Here is a 17938-nt window from a genome sequence, read left to right as displayed (position 1 = left end):
CCGGAGCCGGTGCGACTAGACAGTCGGCCACATGCTCTTGCCGGCCGCCAGGCCGCCCCGGCCGTCACCCGCGTAGAAGCGCAGGTCGCCACTGGGCAAGAGCGCCGCGAGGTCTGCCTTCCCATCGCCGTTGAAATCCCCGCCGAGCACGGGCCGGGGAGTGGTCCAGGTCTTGTCGGGCCACATGGAGACGGCCTTGTCGAACGTTCCGTCCGGCTTGCCCGGGTAAAGGTGCAGCGCGTTGTCGGCGGCGACGGCGGCGATGTCGTCGCGTCCATCGCCGTTGAAGTCGCCGGTGGCGATGTGCCGCTTCTTCCAGGTCTTGTCGGGCCAGACCGACTTCTTCGTGTTGACCAGATTCCCGCCGGCGTCGCGCGTGTACGTGTAGAGCGAGCCGTCGGGCCACTGGAAGACCAGACTGTCGCGCCCGGCGACGCCGGTGCGGAGGGTCGCGGCGGGCAGTCCGTTCTGCCAACTCGGGTCAGCCCAGAGGTCCGTTACGCCCCAGAAGGGGAAGGGCAAGCCACGATTCTGCTTCGACATACGGAGGTTGCCGTTCCCCCAGACCGTGATGATCTCGACCCCCACGCCGGTGGTGAAGTCCCCGGCGAACAGTTGCTTGTGGGGTCCACGGGACACGAGGCCGTCCAGGGTGGTTCCGTATTCGAGTGTGCCGTCCTGGCGACCGTAGAAGACCTCGGCCCGGCCTGCGAAGATGGACACGATGTCCGTCCTGCCGTCACCGTTGAGATCGGCCGCTGTCGTCACATCGCTGACGGATTTCTGACGCGAGGTCAGCCGCACCTGCCGGATCCACCCCGCGATGTCGTCCACGCGGGTGGCGATGGCGCCGGTGCGGGTCTCGTCCGAGTTGAAGCAGCCGCCGTCCCAGGCCGCGCTGACGACGGCGACGAGTCGGCCGGAGGCGTTCAGCACCGGGCCGCCCGCGTCCCCCTTGCACAGGGCTCCCCCGGAGGCGGCGGGCGAGATCGCGAGGGTCGTCGGTTTCACCAGGTCCACGCCGAAGGCGCCGGTGTGGGCGCGTTCGGGGGTCCACTCCAGTGCGGTCCGGCCGTAGCCGATCGCCCTGAGCCGGTCACCTTGGGCAGGCGCGTCACCGCTGACCTGGGCGGCGCCGATCTCGGGGAACGGTCCGGCCAGGGGGTCGTCGGCGGTGGGCGAGTCGAGGCGGGCCATGACGAGGTCGCGGTCCGGGTAGGGAACGATCTCCTGGACCTTCTGGTCGCGCTGCTGCGTCGGGCTCGGCTCCTGGCCCACGGTGGTGACGACCGCGGGCAGGGGCGGCGCACCCCTGGTGAGGACGGCGGTCTGCTGGGGGTTCGCGGCGAAGCAACTGGCGGCGGTGAGCACCCACTGCGGGTCGACCAGGGTGCCGGAGCAGGCCCGGGCATCGTCGGTGCCCGTGGCGACGTACACCTTGACCGCGTACCGGTCGGCGCCGTCCGCAACCTGGTCGCCGACTGCGGACTGGGCCGGGGCCGCGGACAGCAGACCGGTGGTCAGGCCGGCGGCCGCGAGTCCGGCGGCCCACACGATGCGCGTTCTGCGCGGACGAGCGTCCATCACATCTCCCTCGTATCTCGGAGGCTTGGTCGGTCTGTCTGGGCGGTGCGGCGGGTCAGCCGGTCACCCGGAGTTCGACGAGCGTCGATCTGGGGCCGCCGGTCGTCCCCTCGCCCACGGACGCCCAGTCGTTCTTGGCGACGGCGACCGACGTGGTCCGGCCGTCGGCCGTGATGTCGGCGGCGATCGGGTGGTCCGCGGTCTCCAGGCCGAAGACCCTGGGCAGTTCCAGCGTGAGGCGACCGGTGGAGCCGATGGCCCGGAAGCAGTACGTGTCCGCACGTCCGGCGGCGGGGTCGCCGACGGTCAGGACGCGTATCTGCTGAGCGGCCGGGTCGCAGTCGGCGAGCAGAATGCGCCCGTCGCCCTTCTTCAGCTTGATTCCTTTTTCAGCCAGGATTTTATCGGCGCCCGGATAGCCGAGGTCCTCGACCGCAGAAGGCGGATTCAAGGGCTCCGGCGACCGCGGGGGGTCGTCCGCGGAAGCCGCGGAAATTCCGGCGAACGTGGCACACGTGACGATGATTCCGGAGACGATCGCATTTCGGGCATGAAAAGGCATCGAGAAGTCCCTTCCGGGTCGGCTCCTCGAACGGCGAGGCCCTCACCAGAATGCTGGGTGAAAGTGGACATGCGTGGGCCCGCGACCTGTCACGGTCGCTCATATGCCCCTGATCAGCCGGTCGCTACCCGCAACCGGACCCCCGTCGAACCCCCTGAACATGTGAACCCGACGGAACTCCGGCTGGTCGGGCCGGGCCACCATCAAGCAAAGTGAAGGCATAGCGTATGCATACCTGACGTCGCCGTCAACGGGATTCTTTCGGTCACGCTGTCCGCACGACACATCTCGGCATGAGCCAATATCACCCGATCTGCACCTTCCGAATATCGACCTCCATGCTGCGGAAAACGCCGACTATGCTTACCCGTCGACCATTCGGCGGCTCACCCCTTTTCGAAGGGCCTCGCCGATTACGAGACGGGTGCCCTGTGAATCGCAGAACTGACCAGCTCGATACCGCCGGGAAAACGAGGCGTGCGTTACGGAGAGCAGCGCTGACCCTGCTGCCCCTGGCCCTCGCCGTGGGCCTGATGGGCGCGCCGCCCGCGGGAGCGGCGGCGGCAGGCGGGAAGGCCCGCGTCGGGCTGACCGCCACCACGACGGTCACCGCCGCCGACCGCGGCCTCGTCGTCGACTACTGGCGCGACGGCGGCCCCGGCGTCAGGGCGGCCGCGGAGGCGGCACTGACCGGCAGCGACGCCGATGTGCAGACCTTCCTGGAGGCAGCGGACAACCTGACCTTCCAGGACGAGCGCGTGACAGCCGCGCAGACGGCTAGCGTCGGAGGTCCGGAGCTGTTGGCGGCGGCCCGCACAGCCCTCGCCGGAACCCGCGAGCAGCTGGAGACCTTCGTCAGCTGGGGCTGGGAAGCCCCGATGCAACAGGACAACCGGGTCCGGGCGGCCCAGGTCGTCGACACCGCCGGGCCCAACGTCCAGGAAGCCGGGCGGACCGCGCTGAAGGGCTCGCCCGAGGACGTGCGGAAGTTCCTCGCCGAGACGCAGTACGCCCAACGCGAGCAGGACGAGCGGCTCCAGGTCGCCCAGATCATCAGCGTGGGAGGTGCCAACACCCGGGCGGCCGGACGCATCGCCCTCAGCGGCGGCCCCGCAGACATCCGGGAGTTCCTTGAGGTCGGCCAGTTCGTCGCCCTCGCCAAGGACCAGGAGCACGCCACCGTTGCGCAGCTCGCGGAACAGGCGAAGGAGGCGGGACGGCAGGCGACCGCGCAGACCGCGGCCGCCAAGACCGAATCCGCGAAGGCGGTGCAGGCCTCACAGCTCGCCAAGGAGGCCGCGCTGGAGGCCGAGGCCGAGGCCAGAGCCGCGCAGAACGACACGGGCAAGGCCGCTCGGGCCGCCAAGCGAGCCGCCACCGCCGCCTCCCAGGCTGCCGCCTCGGCACAGCGGGCGATCGACGCGGCGAACGCGGCGAACAACTCCGCCCGGGTCGCCGCGAATGCCGCCGCCCAGGCCGCCGCGGCAGCGGCGGGCGCCTCCCAGGCTGCCTCCCGTGCCCGCAACGCGGCCGCCGACGCCGCCGTGGACGCCGGGAACGCGAACGCCGCGAAGGTCGCGGCCGAAGCCGCGCAGAAGGCCGCCGAGGGCGCGGACCTGGCCGCCGACGCCGCCGACCAGGCGGCCAAGGCCGCCGACGCGGCGGGCGACGCCGCCCACTCCGCGGCGAGCGCCGGCGCCAACGCCGACGCGGCCGCCACGGCAGCCGCCGAGGCCGGCAGTTACGCGGGCAAGTCGAGCACGGAAGCCGCCCAGGCCCGCGCCGCCGCGGCCGCGGCCAAGAGCCAGGCGGCGGAGGCCAATCGCGCCGCAGGCGCCGCCGAGGCCCTGGCCCGCAAGGCGGCCACCGCGGCTCGCGAGGCCCGGGACGCCGCGAGGTCCGCGGCCACGCACGCGAAGAACGCCGGCGTCGCCGCCCTGGACGCGGCCAAGCACGCCGGCGAGTCGGCCACGGCCGCGGCGAAGTCCACCGAGCACGCGAACGCCGCCACCACGGCGGCGAACGCGGCCACCGACGCCGTGACCAAGGCGCAGCAGATCTACACCCTCGCCCGACAGGTCGAGGCCGAGGAACTGCTGGGCCGCACCAACGCCGGCATCGAACTCGCCAAGCAGGACAAGGCCGAGGCCGACGCTCTGGCCGAGGCGCAGGTGGGACGGGTGAAGGCCGCCAAGGAGCGGGACGCCGAACGGGACCGGTTGGTGGCCGAGGCCGCCAAGCCGAACGCCGACCTCACGACGGTCGCCGACCAGGGCCGGGACCTGGCCGTCCTGGTGATGAAGAACGGCACCGCCTGGGGTCGCTCCGCCGCCGAGGCGGCACTGGCCGGCCCGGACGAGGTCGTCGTCGACTACCTCCGCAACGGCTGGAACACCGCCCGGCAGCAGGACGAGCGCTCCTACGTGGAGCGGCTCGCCGAGGAGAGCGCGGACAAGGCCGTGCGCGACGCGGCCGAGGCGGCTCTCGCCGGAGACGCCGCCGCTGTCGCCGCGTTCGTCGAGAGCGGGCAGTACCAGGCCGCCGCCCAGGGCATGCGCGTCGCGATCGCGCAGGTCCTCGACGGGGCCGGACCGGTCCTCACCGACACCGGCCGAGCCGCCCTCGCCACGGGCGACCCGAAGAAGTACAGCGAGTTCCTGGTCTCCGCACAGTACGACGCGCGCACCCAGGACGAGCGGGTCAGGGCAGCCCAGTTGATCGACGGCGGCACCCCGGAGGTGAAGTCGGCGGCCAGGATCGCTCTGGCGGGCTCACCCCAGGCGCTGCACGCCTTCGTCGTGTCCGGACAGTACAAGGCGCTGCGCAAGGACTACCTGGCCGCGACCCACGTGGCCCAGGTGCAGAAGCTGATCGCCGACTCGGCGAAGGTCGCGGCCACCGCGCAGCAGAGCGCCGCGACGGCGCAGAAGGTCGCCGCGACCGCCCGCAAGGCGGCCGCCGAGGCCACCGCCTGGGCGAAGAAGGCGAACGAGGCCGCGGCCAAGGCGCGCGGGTATGCCGACCAGGCCACCCAGTACGCCAAGGACGCCGAGGCGTCGGCGGACCAGGCCGCGGCCTCGGCGAAGACAGCCCGGGCGGCCGCGAACCGTGCGGACACGGACGCCGCCCGCGCCGCCAGGTCGGCGGCCGACGCCACCCTGTCGTCGGAGTCCGCGCAGGCGTCGGCGTCCACCGCGGCGTACTACGCCGAGGAGGCACGCACCTCGGCGGTCGCGGCGGGCAAGGACGCGGACGCCGCGGTCACGGCGGCCACCGCGGCGTACACGGCCGCGGTCACCAAGTACCGCGAGGAGGAGGAGAAACGGCGCAAGGCCGCCGTCAAGGCGAAGGAGGAGGCCGAGAACGGGCCGAGTGCGGCCGAGCAGTACCGCTGCCAGCAGGGATACGTCCCCTGCGATCCCGCGGGCTTTGCGCGCTGGTGCCAGCAGTCGGAGATCGCGTGCGACATCGTGGCGCACGGCGACGAGTTCGGCGACGCGATGGAGGACCTCTGGAAGGTCGAGAAGGAGCTCCTGGGCCTCGGTGACTACGAGGCGTGCCTGCGCAACAAGGACTTCGAGAGCTGCAAGGGCCTGGCGGTGGACGCCCTGCTCAGCAGCAAGCTCAAAGCACTGGAGCGCGTGTACGACGAGCTGAGGCTGCTGAAGCGCGGTTGCAAGATCGTCGGCAAGGCGCCTCTGCGATCGGTGACCAGGGCCGGGTTCATCGCCGCTGCCGCAGCGTCTGCGGGAGTGCCGTGCGGGCAGCACAAGGTCCCGGGGCTGCCCCGGTCCGTGGACGAGATCGAGAACTCCGGCGGCTGCGACGTGTGCGCCGAGAAGATCAAGAAGAGTCTCGGAGGCGGCACGATCATCCGTATCAAGCCGGTAGGCGAGGCGTACCTCCCGAAGTACCGGGGAGTGGACGCGGGCTGGTTCTGGCACGTGGTGGTGGTCCACAACGGCCGGGTCTACGACGCCTGGACCGGGCGGGGCGGTGACACCATCGCCGAGTACAAGGCTCAGTGGACCAGGCACAACATCATCGACTTCGGGTTCTAGGAGACGAATGAACGACAGGATGACCATCGAGGTGATGCGGGACAACCCGGAGGGGCGCGGCCTCAACAACACCTACTACGCGACGGCCATGTTCCTCACAGGGATGGACGTCGGCAGCTCTGGCGGGATGCTGCGCGGCTTCACCGAGTGGCTGGTCGTCCGCAGGGGTGAGTGCAGCAGCTTCTACTGGCACAAGCTCGTCCTCCTGGACCTCTTCCCCGACATGGATCTCAAGGGCTGGAAGGACCCGGGTCGCCTGACCCACAAACAGCACGAACAGGTTGTGCAGCACCTGTTTACGCTCGTCCTGCAGTTCCTGGACGTCCGGGACGACCCGTGGGAGCTGGGCCGCATGTACGCACGGCACCGCGCGATGTACGCGCACATCCTGGAGTAGCGAAGACACCCTGGCGTGGGGGAAAGGGCCGTCCCACCGGCATGCACCGGTGGGACGGCCCTTTCAGGTCCGTCGGCGCCGTCCGTCTCAGTCGAACCAGCGGTCCCGGGCCAGTTCCGCCGTCCTGGACGGGTCCTCCAGGAGGGCCGCGACCTCGAAGCGGCGGGGCCACTGGCGGGCTGCCCAGGCGAGGCCGGCGGCCACGCCCTCCAGGGTGGCCGCGTGCAGGACGCCGTCGCCGGTCAGGCGCCAGTCGATCTCCACGCCGTCGACGACCAGTTCCTCGTGCTCGACGTAGGTGGCGGGCGTGCGCGGGCCGAGCAGGACGCGCACCGGCTCCGGGACGTCGTGTTCGGCGCCCTCGGAGTCGACCTCGCCCGTCACGGACTCGCTCAGCCGCCGCACCTGGAACAGCTCGGCGAGGTCGGCCGCCCGGGACGGGCGCACCGGGAGCAGCGGGACGCCCTCGGTGAAGGGGAGCAGGTCGGGAGAGTCGACGACCACCGCGTCGGCGGCGTCCACGACCTCGACGCGTCCGTCGACGACGGCCCGCAGCTCGTCCGGCAGGGTGACCTGCTCGGGGTCCAGCTCGGCCAGCGCGCCGTACAGGCCGTGCAGTTGGGCCGCGCCCACGGGGCGTTCCGGGTCGGCGAGGCGGTCCAGCAGTTCCGCGGCGCCGCCGGGCTCGTCGAGCAGGGCCGCCACCGAGGTCCGCACGCCGAGGGCGCGCAGCACCTGTTCGTCGTCGAAGCCGGTGGCGTCGGCCTCGTCGTAGAGGCCGTGCAGCAGCGGGTCGCCGCCGGCCGCGAGGAGGCCGGCGGGGCGGCGGCCGTCGAGGACCGGGTTCCCCCGCAGCCACCAGGCGGTGTAGGGCCGCACGACCTCGTGGGTGCCGTCGGGCAGGAGGACGCGGACGGGCTGGGTGAGCGCGTCGCGCAGCGGCGGCCGGGCGAGCATCGCGAGGGCCTGCGGCCAGCGGTCCTCGTCGACGAGGTCGAGGTCGCGCACGGCCACCAGCTCGGTGGCGACGGGCGGCACGGGGCTGTCGGGGAAGCGGTCGAGGACGTCCTCGCACCACACGTCGACCGCGTCCAGCAGCCCCGCGTCGTCGGGTTCGGCGAAGTCGCCCTCGCGCGGCTCCAGTTCGTCCGGGTCGAGGACGACGTCCGTGGCCCGCACGAGCGCGAAGCCGGCGAGCACGCCGCAGGCGGCGAGGGGCTGCTCGCCCCACTTCTGCGCGAGTCCGGCGTCGACGCCGGCGAGTTCGCCCTCGCGGATGACGGAGGCGAACGGGCTGCCGGGCAGGACCAGTTCGCCGGCGGGGACGAGTTCGCCGTCCTCGTCCGGCAGGGCCAGGGCGCCCAGCCAGGGCTCGTCGCCGGGCTCCAGGGCCGCGTCGCGGACCAGCGCGAGGACGGTGTCGGCGAGTTCGTCGGCGTCCAGCGCGTCCTGGTCGTCCCAGGCCCCGCCGTCGTCGTCGAGGGAGGCCGCGACGGCGGCCCGCACCTGCGGGGTGGTCAGGATCGCGCGCGGGGTGGCGGGCAGCGCGCCGAGCTTCTCCAGCAGGGGATGCGCGGCGTCCGGGTGGGCGACCTTGAGGCCGAGCCGGGCGAGGATCTCCGCGTCCAGGACGGCCGCGTCCGGGGTGGGCAGCAGGACCTGGCGCGGGCCGACGGCGGTGCGCGGCGCGCCGCCGAACGTCTGGGAGGGGCCGCCGGCCAGCGGCACCGGGAGCCCGGTCAGCCGGTCCGGGTCGACCCCGGCCAGGCTGTCGTAGAGCCGGTACCACCACTGGGGGTCCTTCTCCAGACCGGCGAGGCGGTCGACGACGTCCGCGAGCGGGATCCGGGCGACGCCCAGCGTGCGCAGCTCGACGCGCCGCTCCAGTCCGGCGGGCAGCAGCGTGGGCAGCACCTCCGCCAGCACCCGCACGGTGTCGGCACCCGCGCCCTCGACGATCTCGGCGTCCCGGGGGCGGAGCGCTTCGGGAAGCCCGACCGCGACCTCGCCCTCGTCACCGCCCTCCCGCGCCTCCTCCGGCACGGGCGGGACGGCGGGCGGCAGGAAGGCGGTGCGCGGGAGCAGTTCCAGGACGGCCCGGCGCAGCGCCCCGTCCAGCTCCCCCTTGCCCAGCGGGCCGGGCACCAGGTCGACGATCCCGGCGCCCACCGGCCGCCAGCCGGCGAGGAGTTCGGCGTACACGTCGGCGGCGCGGCGCACCAGGTGGTCGGTCAGCGGGCCGGGGGCCGCGTGGCGGCGGGTGGTGTCGAGCGGGAAGGAGGCGATGAGCAGGGCGGGCACGCCGAGGGGCTCGTCGCTGGGGGTGGGGGCGTGGACGACGGGCGTGGTGCGCGGCCGCACGGGCGCGCCGTCGTCGTCGACGGGCACGGCCCAGGTGACCGACCAGTGGGGGCGCAGCCGCTCCTCCACGGGACGGTCGGCGAGCAGGTCCGGGGCGAGGTCGCCGTGGGCGGAGGCGGTGCGCCAGCGGGTCGTGCCGTGCTCGCTGTCCGTGACGACGGTGTGCACGCCGTCGACGGACCGCCGCAGGGTGCGGGCGGGGCCGTCGCCGATCTCGATCACGACCTCCTCCAGGCCCGGCAGGGCGAGGAGGAGGGCGTCGTCGACGGCGGCGAGGAGGCGCTCGGCGAGGTCGGCGGCGGCGGTGTCGCGCAGCGGGAGGATGACGGCCGTGTCGTAGGGGTCGGGGGCCGTGCCCTGGGCGGCGAACGGGAGCCGCAGCAGGGGCACATGGCCGTCGCGCCGCCGGACCTCGTCCCCGAGGCCGGGGCTGTGCCGGGCGGTCTCGGAGGCGAGCGCACGCGCCTCGGCCAGGTCCCAGCGGACGCCGCCGTGGCGGCCGACGACGGCCGGTTCGTCGGTGACGGCGAGCACGGCGGCGAACCCGACGCCGAAGCGGCCGACGGCGACGCCCGACTGCTGTGCCTCACGCTTGGCGGAGGCGCGCAGCGTGGCCAGCGATTCGACGCCGGCCGCGTCCAGCGGCGCTCCGGTGTTCGCGGCGACCAGGACGCCGTCGCGGAGGGTGAGCCGCAGCCGCCCCGGCACCCCGCCCCGGGCGGCCGCGTCGGCGGCGTTCTGCGCGAGCTCGACGACGAGCCGGTCCCGGTATCCGCCGAGGACGAGGTCCTCCTCGGCGTTGGCGTCCTCCCGGAAGCGGGCCGCGCTGGTGGCCCAGGCGTCCAGGACCCCGCGGCGCAGGCGCGCCGTGCCGAAGGGATCCGCGCCCTCGGGCGCCGGCCGCACGAACTTGCTCACGTTGGCTCTCCTCGTCGACGGGAGTCGACGGTACCGCGAGATGTTCTCGGCCCCCGCCCGCCCCTGCCCTCCCGGCACACCCCGGAGGGACGCGTTCCACCCCGGGGACCCGTGGCCCCGAGGGACGCGCGTGCCCCGAAGGGTGCGGGTGCCCCGGAGGATGCGCGGGGCGCCGGCGTTCCGAGGGATGCGCGGGACGCCGGTGCCCCGGGGGCCAGGCGGGCGTCGAGGGCCACGCCTTGAGGGCTAGGAGTGTCCGAGCTCCGCCGTGTCCTCGTCCGAGGCGGCCGGGACCGAGCCCGAGTCCGCGGCCGGGCGCAGCGGGAACGGGTCGACACGGGTCTCGTCGATCACCGGCGGGGCGGGCCGCGGAGGCGTGGGCATCACCGCAGCCTCCGAGTGGCCGCCGCAGCCGTAGGCCAGGGAGACCACCCTGCCGTCCGCCGGGGAGAACTCGTTGGCGCAGACGCCGAAGGCCTGGCCCAGCGAGCCCCCGATCGGGGTGAGGAAGCCACAGCTCACACAGGAGGCGGGGGCCGCCTGCGCCATGGGCGTCTTGGCGCCGAAGCCGTCTTCCCAGCGGTCGGCGGCGGTGTGCAGGCCGTAGCGGGACAGGACCCGCGCCCGGCGCAGGCCCAGCTCCTCCGCGACGGCGGCGATCGTGCCGCGGCGCGGGGCCGCGGGCAGGGCCGCCGGCGGCGCCGCCGTCACGTCCGCGTCCTCCGCCTCGGCCAGCTCGGCCATCTCCTCGGAGAGGGGCGAGTTCGGCGTCGGGTCGTCCGCGTCGAAGTAGCCCGGTTGCAGGCGCGGGTCGTCCTCGCCGGTGTAGCCGGGCTCCAGGCGCAGGTCCTCGGCGTCCGTGGGGAGCAGGTCGCCCGGGCCCATGTCCCCGGGGCGCAGCCGCTCGCTCCACGGGACCCACTCCGGGGCGAGCACCGCGTCCGGGCCGGGCAGCAGGACCACCTCGTCCAGGGTGACGATCTTGGCGCGCGAGGCCCGCGCCACCGTCGCCGCCCAGCGCCAGCCCCGGTAGCCGGGTTCCTTGCACTCGAAGTAGTGGGTGACCACACGGTCGCCCTCGGAGACGACGCCCGCGTGCTCGCCGACCACGCCGGGCGCCGCTGCCTCCTCGGCTGCGGCGCGGGCGAGGTCGACGGCCTCGGCGCACAGGCGGTCGGGGGTGCGGCTTCGCGTGGTCGCTGCGCTCACAGGTATCGCTTCTCTCCTACGCCGTCTCTCGGTGCGCCTGCCTGAAGGCGGCGGGTGCGGACGGAGCGGACCACTGGACCGCGTCGACGTCCGCGCCCGATCGCGCTCGGGCGCACCTGCTGTCATCCATTCTGCGGGATGTCCGGGAGGCGCGCGGCCGAGAACGATCGCCACGGCGCGCTACGCACGCTACCTGCTCCCGGACGCTCGGCCTACACCGACGGGACGTTTCCTCTGCATCGAAACCCTCCGTCCCCCGCCGCACCCCCTCCTCCCGGCGCCCAGGGAAGCCCTTTTCCCCGCCCCACGACCGGCCTCCCGCACCCCGTGCGCACCCCGCACGCATCCCGCACGGATCCCGCACGCACTCCGCACGGATCCCGCCGGCAGTGCGCGCGGATCCCGTCGGCATTTCCGCACGGAATATCGCCGTGCGGCCGTCGCCGGACCGGCCGCACGCGCCGACGATCACACGGCCATACGCGCGGTAACCCACTATGCACGGCGTTTCCGGGGCACTATGACGGGGTGGCAGCCGCAAGGACACCCCAGGGCGCCACCGGGACCGGTGCGACGAAGGGGAACAAGGGGAGGAGCCAGGTGAGCGGTTCGGGCCGGATGAGCGGGTCCGTCCGCGCGGTCGGCCGCGCCCTGAACCTCCCGTTCGCCGCCGCCGCCCGCGGCATCAGGAGGATCACGCACGCCCACGGCGCCGGCGAGTCCGGGCTCGGCAAGCTGATCGAGCTGCACGGCGTCAACGGCGCCGGCGACGTCATGATCACCGTCGCGCTCGCCTCCACCGTCTTCTTCTCCGTGCCCACCGACGAGGCCCGCGGCCGCGTCGCGCTCTACCTCGCCATCACCATGGCCCCCTTCACCGTGCTGGCCCCCGTGATCGGCCCCCTCCTCGACCGGCTCCCGCACGGCCGGCGCGCCGCCATGGCCGGGGCCATGCTCGCCCGCGCCCTGCTCGCGCTGGTGCTGTCCGGGGCCGTCGCCACCGGCAGCATCGAGCTGTACCCGGCCGCGCTGGGCGTGCTGGTCTCCTCCAAGGCCTACGGGGTGGTCAGAAGCGCCGTCGTGCCCCGTCTGCTGCCGCCCGGGTTCTCCCTGGTCAAGGCCAACTCGCGGGTCACCCTCGGCGGGCTGCTCGCCACCGGCGTCGCCGCGCCCGTCGGCGCCGGACTCCAGGCCCTCGGCCCGCGCTACCCCCTCTACGGCGCCTTCCTGATCTTCGTCGCCGGGACCTTCCTGTCGTTCTCGCTGCCCCGCAAGGTCGACTCCGCCAAGGGCGAGGACGTCGCCCTCCTCGCCGCCGACGAACAGCACCTGCACGGCCCCCATCGCCGGCCCGTCAAACGGCCCGGCCTGCGCACGGTCGGCATCGCCGTCACCCACGCCCTCGGCGCCAACGCGGCGCTTCGCTGGCTGTCCGGTTTCCTGACCTTCTTCCTCGCGTTCCTGCTGCGCGAGCACCCCCTCACCGGGCAGAGCGCGGCCGTGTCGCTGGGCATGGTCGCCGTCTCCGCGGGCGTCGGCAACGCGCTCGGGACGGCGGTCGGGGCCTGGCTGCGCTCCAAGGCCCCCGAGCTGATCATCGTGACCGTCGTCGCCGTCGTGCTGGGCGCCGTGCTCGTGGCCGCCGTGTTCTTCGGCGCCCTCCTCGTGGCCTGCCTCGCGGCCGTCGCCGGGTTCTCGCAGGCCCTGGCCAAGCTGTCCCTGGACGCGCTGATCCAGCGGGACGTGCCGGAACTCGTGCGCACCTCCGCGTTCGCCCGCTCCGAGACCCTCCTCCAGGTGTGCTGGGTGTTCGGCGGCGCGGTCGGCATCGTCATGCCCCTCAACGGCTCGCTGGGCCTGTCGGTGGCCGCCGCCGTGGTCGCGCTGGGCTGGCTGACCACCGTGCGCGGGCTGCTCTCCTCGGTGCGGCACGGGAGCGGCGCCAAGCCCCGCGTGGCGTAACACACAGCCGCGCCGCCCCCCGCCTCGAGAGACTGCCCGACGTGCCCGATAGCCTTCCGCCATGACCACGATGCCCCGCGGCGGAGCCGCTGATGTCCTCGGCGTGGTGCGACGCCGCCGTGCCGTCGCCGCCGCCGGCGCCGTTTGTGCCGGCCTGCTCGTCCTGTCGGCCTGCGACAAGCCGACCCCCCTGTCCACGATCACCGTCGGCCGCGACTCGGTCAGCTCCGAGGCCACCTGCGGTGGCGAGGGCAAGACCCTCCAGGCCGCCGAGCTGACCCAGTGCCTCGGCGACAAGGACATCAAGTCCATCAGCGTCGACCCCGACGAGACCGTCCGCTTCGGCGTCGACCCCGACGTGGCCGACAAGCGCTGGACGATCCTGATGAACGGTCAGCCGCTCACCGAGGACAGCGACAAGACCTACCGGACCATCCCGGGCAGCGTGTTCTTCAACGCGCAGTACGGCGCCCAGGGCAACTCCACGCTCGTCACCATCAAGGCCGGCGACGGCAAGAAGCAGAGCCAGGCGGCGACCGGCCTGTGGTCCTTCAAGCTCAAGAAGGACGACTGACCACGTCCCGCCCACGCGTCCTCGTGGCCACCGCGGTCCCCGCCGAGCGGGACGCGGTGGCACGGGCGTGGCCGTCCGGGCCCGCCCCGCGGGCCCTGCTGCCCGGCCTGACGCTGCACCGCGCCGGCGAGACCTGCGACCTCCTCTCCGCCGGCGTCGGCCCCGCCCTGGCCGCCGCCTCCGTCTCCGCCGCCCTCACCGCCGCCGCGCTGCGGGGCGCGCCCTACGGCCTCGTCGTCTCGGCCGGCATCGCCGGGGGCTTCGCGCCCGACGCGCCCGTCGGCTCCCTCGTCGTCGCCGACGAGATCACCGCGGCCGACCTCGGGGCCGAGACCGCCGACGGCTTCCTGCCGGTCACCGAGCTGGGCTTCGGCGCCGTCACCCACCTCCCGCCCGCGGCTCTCGTCCGCGAGGCCGCGGCCGCCGCCGGCGCCCGGCCCGGCGTCGTCCTGACCGTGTCGACGGTCACCGGCACCGCCGCCCGGGCCGCCGCCCTGCGCGCCCGCCACCCGCGGGCGCTGGCCGAGGCCATGGAGGGCTTCGGCGTCGCCGAGGCGGCCGCCGCGCACGGCACACCCGTGCTGGAGATCCGCGCGGTCTCCAACCCCGTCGGCCCGCGCGACCGGGCCGCCTGGCGCATCGGCGAGGCGCTCGGCGCGCTCACCGAGGCCTTCGGGAAGCTCGCACCCGTCCTGGAGAGTTGGAACGCACATGACCACGACTGAGCCGGCGCTGAAGATCGCGTACTCCCCCTGCCCCAACGACACCTTCGTCTTCGACGCCCTCGCGCACGGCCGGGTGCCGGGCGCGCCCGCGCTCGACGTGACGTTCGCGGACATCGACCTCACCAACGGCATGGCCGAGCGCGGCGAGTTCGACGTGCTGAAGGTGTCGTACGCCGTGCTGCCCTACGTGCTCGACGAGTACGCGCTGCTGCCCTGCGGGGGCGCGCTCGGCCGGGGCTGCGGGCCGCTGGTCCTCACCGGCGAGCCGGGGGCCGACCTCACCGGCCGCACGGTCGCCGTGCCGAGCGAGCGCTCGACGGCCTACCTGCTGTTCCGGCTGTGGGCGGCGGAGAAGGTGCCCGGCGGGGTCGGCGAGATCGTCGTCATGCCGTTCCACGAGATCATGCCGGCCGTGCGGGACGGCAAGGTCGACGCGGGGCTCGTCATCCACGAGGCGCGGTTCACCTACCGCGACTACGGGCTGCACAAGCTCGCGGACATGGGCGAGCACTGGGAGTCCACGACCGGGCTGCCGATCCCGCTCGGCGCGATCATCGCCAAGCGCTCGCTGGGGGCGGCCGCGCTGACCCGGCTGGCCGACTCGATCCGCGCCTCCGTGCGGGCGGCCTGGGACGCCCCCGAGGTCTCCCGCCCGTACGTGATGGAACACGCCCAGGAGATGGACCCGTCCGTCGCCGACCAGCACATCGGCCTGTACGTCAACGAGTTCACGGCGGATCTCGGCGAGGACGGCCGGGCGGCGGTCCGCGGCCTGCTCACCCGGGCCGCGGCCGAGGGACTGCTGCCGCCCCTCGGCCCCGGCGCGCTCGACTTCCCGTGACCGGCCGCGCGACGCTCACCCGACCGATCCCCTGACCGGCCGCGGATCGCCGGTCGCGGGTCGAGGGCTCAGACGTCCAGCTGGTCGGCGACCGCGCGCAGCAGACCGGCGATCTTCTTGCCGGAGGTCTTCTCCGGGTAACGGCCCTTCTCCAGCATCGGCGTGATGTTCTCGAGGAGGGTGGTCAGGTCCTGGACGATGGAGGCCAGTTCGTCGGGCTTCCTGCGCTGTGCCGCGGCGACCGACGGGGTCGGGTCGAGAAGGACGACGGAGAGCGCCTGGTCGCCGCGCTGACCGGCCACGACGCCGAACTCCACGCGCTGGCCCGGCTTCAGTGCCTCGACTCCGGCGGGGAGGACCGAGGAATGCACGAAGACGTCACCGCCGTCGTCGCGGGAGAGAAAGCCGAAGCCCTTCTCGACGTTGAACCACTTGACTTTGCCGGTAGGCACTTCTGTCCTCGTCCTCGTGCTCGTCGGAAAACTTCTACGGAAAACAACTCCGGAACCGCTGTGGAACGGCTCCGGACAGCACTCGGGCGGGTCGACCTTGACCCGCCGCTACCAGGCTAATGGTCTGCGGGCCGGTGACAAGACGTCCCCCGGTTGTTCCTCAGGGCTGGGAACTACCCTGGTCCGGTGCGTGACAAAACCCCAACGAATTCCGCCGCTCCCGGTGACCGACTGATCCGAGTCGGGGCCGTCGTCTTCTTCGTCGGCGCCGTGGCCACTCTCGTCACGGTCGCCCCGCTGCTGCTCGGCACGACGCCTTTTCCGACGTTCATGTTCGGACTGTGCATGCTGATGGGCGTCGGCTTCCTGATCGCGGCCGCGGGCGTGCTGCGGTCGGCCGCCGCGGGCCGCCGCCGGGCGCGGAGCGGGAGTCAGCCCTCGTAGGCCGCGAACCACTCCGCGAACCGGGTCAGGTCGTCGAGGACGACGTCCGCTCCGGCCCCGGTCAGCTCCGCCGGGCTGCACGGCCCCGTGGCGACGGCGACCGAGACCGCCCCGGCCGCACGGGCGCCGCGCACGTCCCCGACGTGGTCGCCGACGTAGACGGACGCGCCGTGCTCGCGCAGTGCCCGCGCCTTCTGCGTCGACCACAGGTCGCCGATCACCGCGTCGGGCCGCATGCCCAGGTGCTCCATGTGCAGCCTGGCGTTCGGCTCCCACTTCGCGGTGACGACGATCGCCCGGCCGCCGGCCTCCCGGACCGCCTCGACGGCCTCGTGGGCGCCGGGCATCGCGAGCGTGCCCGCGACGGCGAACTCCGGGTAGATCTCGCGGTAGAGGGCGGTCATCGCCGGTATCTCCCGCGCCGGGAACCAGTGCGCCATCTCCTCCGTCAGCGGCGGCCCCAGCCGGGTCACCACCAGGTCCGCGTCGACGTACGTCCCGGTCCGCGCGGACAGCTCCCGCCAGCAGGCGCGGATGCCGGGGCGCGAGTCGATGAGGGTCATGTCGAGGTCGAAGCCGACGGTGCGGGCGGGGGTGACGGTCATGTCCGCCATTCTCGCCGGTCGCCGACGCGCGTCCGCCGGGGCCCGCGCCGCCGGCCGCGGCTGCGCCGTCGCACCGTCGCCGCGCGCGCCGTCACCTCTGACGCTGTGAGCGCCAGACCAGGAACAGGGCCGACGCCACGGCGGCCCCCCGGATCACCCACGGCCAGGTCTCGGCGACCGCGTCGTTCATGTGCCCCTCGGCGATGGGCTCGCCCCAGCGGCCCGCGGAGCGCCCCCACAGCCAGACGAGTCCGGACGTCAGCGCGAGCCCGGGCAGCCACACGACCGCCAGCTTCGTCTCACGGTCGGTCAGCCGCCGCGAGGCGTAGGCGATCAGCCAGCCCAGGAGCAGCGCGAACCAGTTCCCGAGGACCGCGCCGGCGACCAGGCAGGCCGCGGCGATCAGCAGAAGGGGGTTGCTCCAGCGCCGGGCCTGCGCGCCGGACGCCCTGCGGAACGGGAGCCTGCGGCGGCGGACCGCGCCCGCGTCGTCGCCCGCCCGGTCGCCCACGGCGGACGTCCCGGCCTCCTTGGCGGCGGCCTCCTTGGCGGCGGCCTCCTTCTCCGCGGCCTCCTTCTCCGGATCCCGGCGCGGCGGGGGCTTGAGCAGGTCCGGGATCTCCACGCCGCCGACGAAGCCGTGCACGTCCTCGCCCGGGCCGAACGGGGTCGGCTCGTGCAGCCACCAGTCGGGGGACTCCCGGCTGTCGCCGAGCTCGTGGGCGGGGGCGCGGTGCGGCGGCGACGGCCCGTCGGCAGGGGCCGCCGGGGGCGGCGCGCCGGTGCGAGGCCGTGGCACGACGCGCCGGATCCCCTTCGGCGGCCGGGGCGTCTCCTCGCGGTCGCGCTGCACGGGCACGGCCGGGGCCGGCGGCTGCGGCGCGACGGCGCCACCGCCGGCCGCGGCGGCGACGATGTCGTCGGGGCTGCCCAGGCGGTCGATGATGCGGCGGACGGCCGCCGGAGAGTCGACGGCGGCCTTGGCCCGGCGCCGGTCGATCTCGTCGCGCAGCTCGGAGACGAGCCGCATCCGGGTGGCCGACGACAACTGCCGCTGCTGCGCGACGTCGCCGACGCGGCTCAGATACTCGTAGACGACTTGGTCGCTTTCGATCCCCACGGTGAGAAGCTACCGCTTCCGCCCCCGCGCACCGGATACCCGGCACGGCCGGCGGCCCGCGCCCCTCGGGGCTGGGCGTGGGGCGCGGCGGAGCCGACGGAGCCCGGCGGCGGGGGGCGGGAG

At 74.0% G+C, this 17938-nt stretch carries 14 protein-coding genes; 7 read left to right on the top strand and 7 right to left on the bottom strand.

Annotated elements, in window-relative coordinates:
• Positions 1–15: 15 nt before the first annotated feature.
• Both KMS84_RS27800 and KMS84_RS27795 read right to left on the bottom strand, forming a co-directional pair.
• Positions 16–1584, bottom strand: a complete 1569-nt coding sequence (locus tag KMS84_RS27800) for an FG-GAP-like repeat-containing protein (RefSeq protein ID WP_256919204.1) — start codon at positions 1582–1584, stop codon at positions 16–18.
• 55 nt (positions 1585–1639) lie between these two features.
• Positions 1640–2035, bottom strand: a complete 396-nt coding sequence (locus tag KMS84_RS27795; RefSeq protein WP_256919203.1) for a hypothetical protein — start codon at positions 2033–2035, stop codon at positions 1640–1642.
• 644 nt (positions 2036–2679) lie between these two features.
• Between KMS84_RS27795 and KMS84_RS27790 the strand changes: the two genes are divergently transcribed.
• Both KMS84_RS27790 and KMS84_RS27785 read left to right on the top strand, forming a co-directional pair.
• Positions 2680–6207 carry an ALF repeat-containing protein gene (locus KMS84_RS27790; protein WP_256919202.1) on the top strand — a complete coding sequence of 1176 codons (3528 nt, stop codon included), beginning with the start codon at positions 2680–2682 and terminating at the stop codon, positions 6205–6207.
• A 7-nt stretch (positions 6208–6214) separates the two neighbouring features.
• Positions 6215–6604, top strand: coding sequence for a hypothetical protein (locus tag KMS84_RS27785; RefSeq protein ID WP_256919201.1), 390 nt, complete (start codon positions 6215–6217; stop codon positions 6602–6604).
• Between the two features lie 87 nt (positions 6605–6691).
• Here the strand turns inward: KMS84_RS27785 and KMS84_RS27780 are convergent, their stop codons facing one another.
• Entirely contained in the window at positions 6692–9883 is a 3192-nt protein-coding gene (locus KMS84_RS27780) for a sacsin N-terminal ATP-binding-like domain-containing protein (RefSeq protein ID WP_256919200.1), read from the bottom strand.
• 246 nt (positions 9884–10129) lie between these two features.
• Positions 10130–11092: a DUF3027 domain-containing protein gene (locus KMS84_RS27775; RefSeq protein WP_256919199.1), complete on the bottom strand. Its 963-nt coding sequence runs from the start codon at positions 11090–11092 to the stop codon at positions 10130–10132.
• Between the two features lie 528 nt (positions 11093–11620).
• Here KMS84_RS27775 and KMS84_RS27770 point away from each other — a divergent pair.
• The 4 genes from KMS84_RS27770 (at position 11621) to KMS84_RS27755 (ending at position 15194) form a co-directional block, all read left to right on the top strand.
• Entirely contained in the window at positions 11621–13054 is a 1434-nt protein-coding gene (locus tag KMS84_RS27770; protein ID WP_256919198.1) for an MFS transporter, read from the top strand.
• Positions 13055–13115: 61 nt separating this feature from the next.
• Complete coding sequence (locus KMS84_RS27765) at positions 13116–13628, top strand: DUF2771 domain-containing protein (RefSeq protein ID WP_256919197.1); 513 nt, start codon at positions 13116–13118, stop codon at positions 13626–13628.
• 23 nt (positions 13629–13651) lie between these two features.
• Entirely contained in the window at positions 13652–14353 is a 702-nt protein-coding gene (locus tag KMS84_RS27760; RefSeq protein WP_256919196.1) for a futalosine hydrolase, read from the top strand.
• Positions 14340–15194: a 1,4-dihydroxy-6-naphtoate synthase gene (locus KMS84_RS27755; protein ID WP_256919195.1), complete on the top strand. Its 855-nt coding sequence runs from the start codon at positions 14340–14342 to the stop codon at positions 15192–15194. The genes KMS84_RS27760 and KMS84_RS27755 overlap by 14 nt, the downstream gene beginning before the upstream one ends.
• Before the next feature lie 68 nt (positions 15195–15262).
• Here KMS84_RS27755 and KMS84_RS41005 read toward each other — a convergent pair whose 3' ends face one another.
• Positions 15263–15646, bottom strand: coding sequence for a cold-shock protein (locus KMS84_RS41005; protein ID WP_308287985.1), 384 nt, complete (start codon positions 15644–15646; stop codon positions 15263–15265).
• 186 nt (positions 15647–15832) lie between these two features.
• Here KMS84_RS41005 and KMS84_RS27745 point away from each other — a divergent pair, with 186 nt between their 5' ends.
• Entirely contained in the window at positions 15833–16090 is a 258-nt protein-coding gene (locus tag KMS84_RS27745) for a hypothetical protein (RefSeq protein ID WP_256919194.1), read from the top strand.
• Here KMS84_RS27745 and KMS84_RS27740 read toward each other — a convergent pair.
• Positions 16078–16704 (bottom strand): HAD family hydrolase, encoded by a 627-nt coding sequence (locus KMS84_RS27740; RefSeq protein ID WP_256919193.1) that lies wholly within the window; start codon positions 16702–16704, stop codon positions 16078–16080. The genes KMS84_RS27745 and KMS84_RS27740 overlap by 13 nt on opposite strands.
• 82 nt (positions 16705–16786) lie before the next feature.
• Positions 16787–17815 carry a hypothetical protein gene (locus KMS84_RS27735; RefSeq protein WP_256919192.1) on the bottom strand — a complete coding sequence of 343 codons (1029 nt, stop codon included), beginning with the start codon at positions 17813–17815 and terminating at the stop codon, positions 16787–16789.
• Positions 17816–17938 lie beyond the last annotated feature (123 nt).

It is taken from the genome of Streptomyces hilarionis (assembly GCF_024539675.1).
Taxonomy (GTDB): Bacteria; Actinomycetota; Actinomycetes; order Streptomycetales; family Streptomycetaceae; genus Streptomyces; species Streptomyces hilarionis.
The sequence above is the reverse complement of the archived record's forward strand: the minus strand, read 5'-3'. Positions and strand labels throughout refer to the sequence as shown.